5 protein-coding genes are annotated in these 5,579 nt (G+C 71.9%); 3 read left to right on the top strand and 2 right to left on the bottom strand.

Annotated features, from left to right (window positions below; genetic code table 11):
• A partial coding sequence (locus tag ACFWI9_RS32655) for an ROK family protein (protein WP_387168442.1) occupies positions 1-719 on the bottom strand: 719 nt, incomplete at its 3' end.
• Between the two features lie 218 nt (positions 720-937).
• Between ACFWI9_RS32655 and ACFWI9_RS32660 the strand changes: the two genes are divergently transcribed.
• The 3 genes from ACFWI9_RS32660 to ACFWI9_RS32670 all read left to right on the top strand — a co-directional run bounded on the left by ACFWI9_RS32660 (position 938) and on the right by ACFWI9_RS32670 (position 3,669).
• On the top strand, positions 938-1,990 hold the full coding sequence (locus ACFWI9_RS32660; RefSeq protein WP_387168444.1) for a LacI family DNA-binding transcriptional regulator: 1,053 nt from the start codon (positions 938-940) through the stop codon (positions 1,988-1,990).
• A gap of 236 nt (positions 1,991-2,226) precedes the next feature.
• The gene (locus ACFWI9_RS32665; protein ID WP_387168447.1) at positions 2,227-2,550 is read left to right on the top strand and encodes an antibiotic biosynthesis monooxygenase family protein; all 324 of its coding nucleotides are present in this window, start codon (positions 2,227-2,229) and stop codon (positions 2,548-2,550) included.
• Positions 2,551-2,973: 423 nt separating this feature from the next.
• On the top strand, positions 2,974-3,669 hold the full coding sequence (locus tag ACFWI9_RS32670; protein WP_387168450.1) for an alpha/beta fold hydrolase: 696 nt from the start codon (positions 2,974-2,976) through the stop codon (positions 3,667-3,669).
• 404 nt (positions 3,670-4,073) lie between these two features.
• Here ACFWI9_RS32670 and ACFWI9_RS32675 read toward each other — a convergent pair whose 3' ends face one another.
• A complete protein-coding gene (locus ACFWI9_RS32675; RefSeq protein WP_387168453.1) occupies positions 4,074-5,360 on the bottom strand; it encodes a DUF6986 family protein in 1,287 nt (428 codons plus the stop codon).
• Positions 5,361-5,579: the final 219 nt, after the last annotated feature.

Here is a 5,579-nt window from a genome sequence, read left to right on the forward strand (position 1 = left end):
ACCGCGGGCGCCAGCCCCGGGCCGGCGCGATCCACGGTGGCAGCGCCCAACGGCTCGCCCGCCGTCGCGGCCGCGGCGACCGCCGCGGCCGACGTGTCACCGTCCGGGCCGGGGCGCCAGCCGTTGTGGAGCGCGCGGCTCGCGATATTGGGACCGCTCGCGATCCGCTCCACACAGCCCCGGCCGCCGCAGGGGCACCGTTCGCCGTCGAGCTCCACGGCCATGTGGCCGACGTGGCCCGCGTTCCCGGTCGGGCCCGGATGGAGTCGGCCGCCGAGCACCAAGCCGCCACCGACGCCGGTGGAGACGACCATGCACAGGGCGTCGTCATACCCGCGTGCGGCACCGAGCCAGTGTTCGGCGGCCGTCATGGCGACACCGTCGCCGACCAACTCGACGGGGCGGCCGCCTGCCGCCGTACGCACTCGGTCCGCCAGCGGAAAGCCACGCCAGCTCGGCACGTTCACGGGGCTGACCGTGCCGGTGGACGCGTCCACCGGCCCCGCGCTGCCTATGCCGACGGCTGTCGTACCCGGCCACAGGGGCGAGGCCATGAGCTCCCCGAGCACCGCGTCGACCGCGCGCATCACGGTCTCGGCGTCCTCGCGCGCCGGCGTCGGCCGCTGGGCGCGCAGGAGGATCCCGCCGTCGGCGTCCACCAGCGCGCCGGCGATCTTGGTGCCACCGACGTCGAGCGCGGCGACGAGGTCGTTAAGCATCAGTCAGCGCTCTCCCAGCGACTGGCCGCAGGACGGACTCCAGGTCTGCGACTTCGATCATCCAGTCTCCATCGCGCTGACAACGTTGTCCAGGGCCTATGCTCGACGCCACAGCCTTGCACAGCGGCACGGCTACGGGGGCACGGCAGCGTACAGGGCTCCTTCCTCGCGCCCGGGTGGCGGGCGCGGCACACGAACGACGACAAGGACAGCGCACTGTGGCCGAGTTCGCCCGCCGACCCGAGACCAACCGCTACGGCTCCCGGCCCACGATGAAGGACGTGGCCGCGCGCGCCGGGGTCGGGCTCAAGACGGTCTCCCGGGTGGTGAACGGCGAGCCGGGTGTCACACCCGACACGGAGCGCAAGGTGCAGGAGGCCATCGACGCACTGGGCTTCCGGCGCAACGACAGCGCGCGCGTACTGCGCAAGGGCCGCACCTCGTCGGTGGGACTGGTCCTGGAGGACCTCGCCGACCCGTTCTACGGTCCGCTCAGCCGGGCGGTCGAGGAGGTCGCGCGAGCCCATGGAGCGCTCCTCATCAACGGCTCCAGCGCGGAGGATCCGGACCGCGAGCAGGAGTTGGTGCTCGCCTTGTGTGCCCGCCGAGTGGACGGCCTGATCGTCATCCCGGCCGGGGACGACCACCGATACCTGGAGCCGGAGATCAAGGCGGGCATCGCCACGGTGTTCGTGGACCGGCCCGCCGGGGGCATCGACGCGGACGTGGTGCTGTCGGACAGCTTCGGCGGTGCCCGCGAAGGCGTCGCTCATCTCATCGCGCACGGGCACCGGAGGATCGGGTTCATCGGCGACCAGCCGCGTATCCACACGGCGCAGGAGCGGCTGCGCGGCTATCGCACCGCGATGGAGGACGCCGGGCTGCCGGTGGACGAGCGCTGGGTCTCGCTCGGCTCGACCGGACCCGGGCGGGTCAGGTCCGTGGTGGAGGCCATGCTCTCGGGCCCGGAGCCGGTCACCGCACTGTTCGCGGGCAACAACCGGGTGACCGTGACGGCTGTGCGGGTGCTCGCGGGGCGTGAGACACCGACCGCGCCCGTCGCACTGGTCGGGTTCGACGACATCGAGCTCGCCGATCTGCTGGGGATCACCGTCATCGCCCAGGACGCGGCGGCTCTCGGCCGCACGGCGGCGGAGCGGCTGTTCCGACGCCTGGACGGAATGGCGGAGGAACCGGCCCGCGTGGAGCTGACGACCAGGCTGCTGGCTCGCGGCTCGGGCGAGCTGCCGCCGACACCCGGGGGGCGCTGAGCGGCCCGCACACCGGCGACCCGCGAGAGCAACTCCCGCTCACGGACTGCCCAGTTCGCGGCCTGTTGTTTGGTGGTTCACGGCCTGTACGGTCCACCCGCTGCGCCTCAGGGCACCCCACACACCCGCGGCGGATCCGCAACCGTACACGGAGAGTCGCACCGAGTTGCGCTGAGTTCACCACTCAAGACAATGGTTGAGGCGGCATTTCCGCCCGAGGCGGAGGGAGAGGGATTGTGAAGCCTTCGATAGCTGTCTCTCAGGATTCGGGCCGTATCCGCGTCGTGAGACTGCTCCATGTCCGCGAGGGCATGGAGGACGGTTTCGTCAGAGCGTACAAACAGGTACGCAGAAGGGCCGCATCAAGTCCTGGACATCTCAGCGAGCAACTGTGCCGCTCGGCCGAAAACCCCGCGCAGTGGCTGCTCACCAGCGAGTGGGAGAACATGGACGCCATCAAGCGGTGGCGGCTGAGCTCCGAACACGAGGCGCTCGTGCAACCGATGAACGCCTGCCTTCTCGAAGAACGCACCACCACGGTGTTCAACGTCGTGGATTGAGCAGCCGGCTTGGCCTGACGGCTTGACCGGCCGGCGAATGCCGGTGAGTGCGAGGCGGCCCCGTCCCCATGCGCAGGGTGCATCAGGGACAGGGCCGCCGCCGTCAGACGGTCCACGTTCCCGGATCCGCGACGCACCGCGGTCACCGCCCCCACGGTTCCGCGCGTCGGAAAGCGCTTCCAGTGGGCCGATGCCGCTCCCATGCCCGTCGGGCGGCTTCTCGCGCGGCTCCCGCCGTGATGACCGTGTCCACGACCGCTGGACGGCTCCGGCGATCCGGGGACCGGGCTCATGTGGTCGGCGCGGAGTCCCACTACGGGACTCCAGGCCTTCTCCGGGAGCAGGTCGGCCGAAGCCAGGGCCGGACCAGACCGGACGAGCAGCCGTGCGGGCGTTGTCACACCCCTCGACTACTGTGCGGCCATGGCGAATTTCGTGCTGGTGGCAGGCGCATGGCTCGGATCATGGGCGTGGGGTGAAGTGGTGCCCCTACTGCGTGCGGCCGACCACGGCGTTCACCCGTTGACGCTGTCCGGGATAGCCGAGAGGCAGGCCGTACCCACGGGGAGGCAGACTCACGTCGAGGACATCGTCGACCTGGTCGAGCGCCTCGATCTGCGCGACGTCGTGCTGGTCGGGCACAGCTACTCGGGCATACCGGCCGGCCAGGCCGCCGCGCGGATAGGCGGTCGGCTGGCCCGCGTGGTCTTCGTCGACTCCGACGTTCCGGCCGACGGCGAGTCGTTCATCTCCACCTGGTGGGAGGGCCCGGCGAAGCTGGAAGCCGCGATCGCGGGCAACGGCGGCTGGTGGGCACCGCTGACCGCGGCGGACTGCGCCGGTCAGGGCCTGAGCGATGAGCAGGTCGCCCGGATCGTGGGTGGAGCGACACCGCACCCCGGAGCCTCGCTGGCCGATCCGGCCGTGCTGGCCCGACCGCTGGACGAACTGCCGGCGACCTACGTCAAGTGCCTGCTCGACGGTGCCGAGCCGAGTGATGACGTGGCCCGGCTACTGACCGGCGAGCAATGGCGGTTGGCCGAGATGGACACCGGTCACTGGCCGATGTTCTCCCAGCCGGACCGACTGGCACGGATACTTCTCGACGCGGCGCGGTGATGACGGAACCCGCCTGACGGGCGCGGGCCCCGCTGCGGCATGCCCTGCGCCACAGGTCGCGGCCGCACTCGGCCGCCCAGCGGTGCACGCCGTACCCATACGCCTCCACCGCCGCCCCCGCACCTTCCCCTGCCTACCGCGGCACGGTGCCGAACAGCGGCAGCCCGTGAACGAAACCGGAACAGGCCACGACACGCGTGGCGGAGGGGGCCGTCGCGCCCGACGAGCCCTACACCACGGTCCCGCGGCCGATTACGGCAGGCGTCTCCGTCTCCGATGCGGGGGTCACCCCCGAAGGCGCCCACGAGTTGCGGCGTGGGGCGGTCAGCCACGGGAACGCTGAGCGGCGTTCCCGGCCCGGTCAGGGGCGAGCCGCACTACGCCGCCGTACGGCGGCGTAGTCCTCAGCCCGCGGCGGCCGTGAGCCCGCCCCGGCGCGGGCGGGCGTACGCCTCGATGTCGATGCGGGAGAGGCCGGTGAGCCCGGTGACCTCCGACTCGTCCAGGGCTCCGCACTCCAGCCCGCGCAGCAGATAGCCGCCGAGCGCCTTCGCCGTGGCGGGCTCGTCCATGATGTCGCCCTCCGCCCTCGCCGCGTAGGCGGCGAGCCGGGCGGCCGCGGCGGCCATACCCTCGCGGTAGAAGGCGAAGACCGCGGCGTAGCGGGTGGGGAGATGGGCCGGATGCATGTCCCAGCCCTGGTAGTACGCGCGGGCGAGAGCGCGGCGCGTGAGGCCGTAGTGAAGCCGCCAGGCCTCGTGGACGTGCTCCGTGGAGCCGACGGGCAGCACGTTCGTCGAGCCGTCGGAGACCCGCACGCCCGTGCCGGCGGCTGCGACCTGCATGATCGCCTTGGCGTGGTCCGCGACCGGGTGATCACTGGCCTGGTACGCGGCGCTGACGCCGAGGCAAGCGCTGTAGTCGAAGGTGCCGTAGTGCAGACCGGTGGCCCTGCCTTCGGCCGCGTCGATCATCCGGGCGACGGTGGCCGTACCGTCGGCTGCGAGGATGGCCTGGCTGGTCTCGATCTGGATCTCGAAGCCGATCCGGCCGTCCGCCAGACCATGCGCCTTCTCGAAGGCTTCCAGAAGGCGCACGAACGCCGTGACCTGCTCGGGGTAGGTGACCTTGGGCAGGGTGAGTACCAGGCCACCGGGCAGTCCGCCTTGCGCCATCAGGCCGCTGAGAAAGACGTCGGTGGTGCGCATGCCCCGGTCGCGGACGGCCGCCTCCATGCACTTCATCCGGATACCCGTGTACGGCGCGGTGGTGTCGCTGTCGGCAGCGGCGAGCAGCCGCGCCGCGCGGGCGGCGTCCGTGTCCTCGTCGGTGCCCCGGTAGCCGTCCTCGAAGTCCACCCGGAGATCCTCGATGGGCTCGCGCTCCAGCTTGGCCCTCACCCGGTCGTAGACGGGTCCCGCGAGCTCCCGGGAGAGGCCGAGCACCCGTGCCAGGGCCCCGGCGTCGGGGGCGTGCTCGTCCAGTGCGGCGAGTGCCTGATCGCCCCAGGACCGTACGGTGCCGGCGGCGAACACCTCACCGGGTACGTAGACCGTGTGCACGGGCTGACGGGTGCCGGGGTCTCCCGGGTAGCGGCGGGCGAGCTCGGCGTCCACCGGCGCGAGAGAGGCCCCGATGGCCTCGCCGGTCGCGCCTGCCAGGCTTGTGGTCACCTTCTCCTGCTGCCCCATCGCCGCACACCCTCCGGTTTCCGTTCCGCGGAATCAGCTATCCGTATGGTGAAGCTAGTCGGCGCGACTGAGCTGCGTCAATGGTCCCCCGGAACAGCACGGGGCCGGGCCGGGCGGGGCTCCCCCCGGCCCGCCCGGGGGTTGAAATCCCCCGCCGTCCAACCCCGGGCGGGGGTGTGATAGAAGGGGGGGCGGGGGGGCGCGTCGATCAAAGGGGGC

The sequence above is a fragment of the Streptomyces sp. NPDC127084 genome, assembly GCF_042724175.1.
In the GTDB taxonomy this organism is placed as follows: domain Bacteria; phylum Actinomycetota; class Actinomycetes; order Streptomycetales; family Streptomycetaceae; genus Streptomyces.

Excerpts from the sequence above, each read along its gene's own strand:
- ACFWI9_RS32675 (WP_387168453.1), bottom strand. The coding sequence starts at position 5,360 with ATGGGGCAGCAGGAGAAGGTGACCACAAGCCTGGCAGGCGCGACCGGC.
- ACFWI9_RS32670 (WP_387168450.1), top strand. The coding sequence starts at position 2,974 with ATGGCGAATTTCGTGCTGGTGGCAGGCGCATGGCTCGGATCATGGGCG.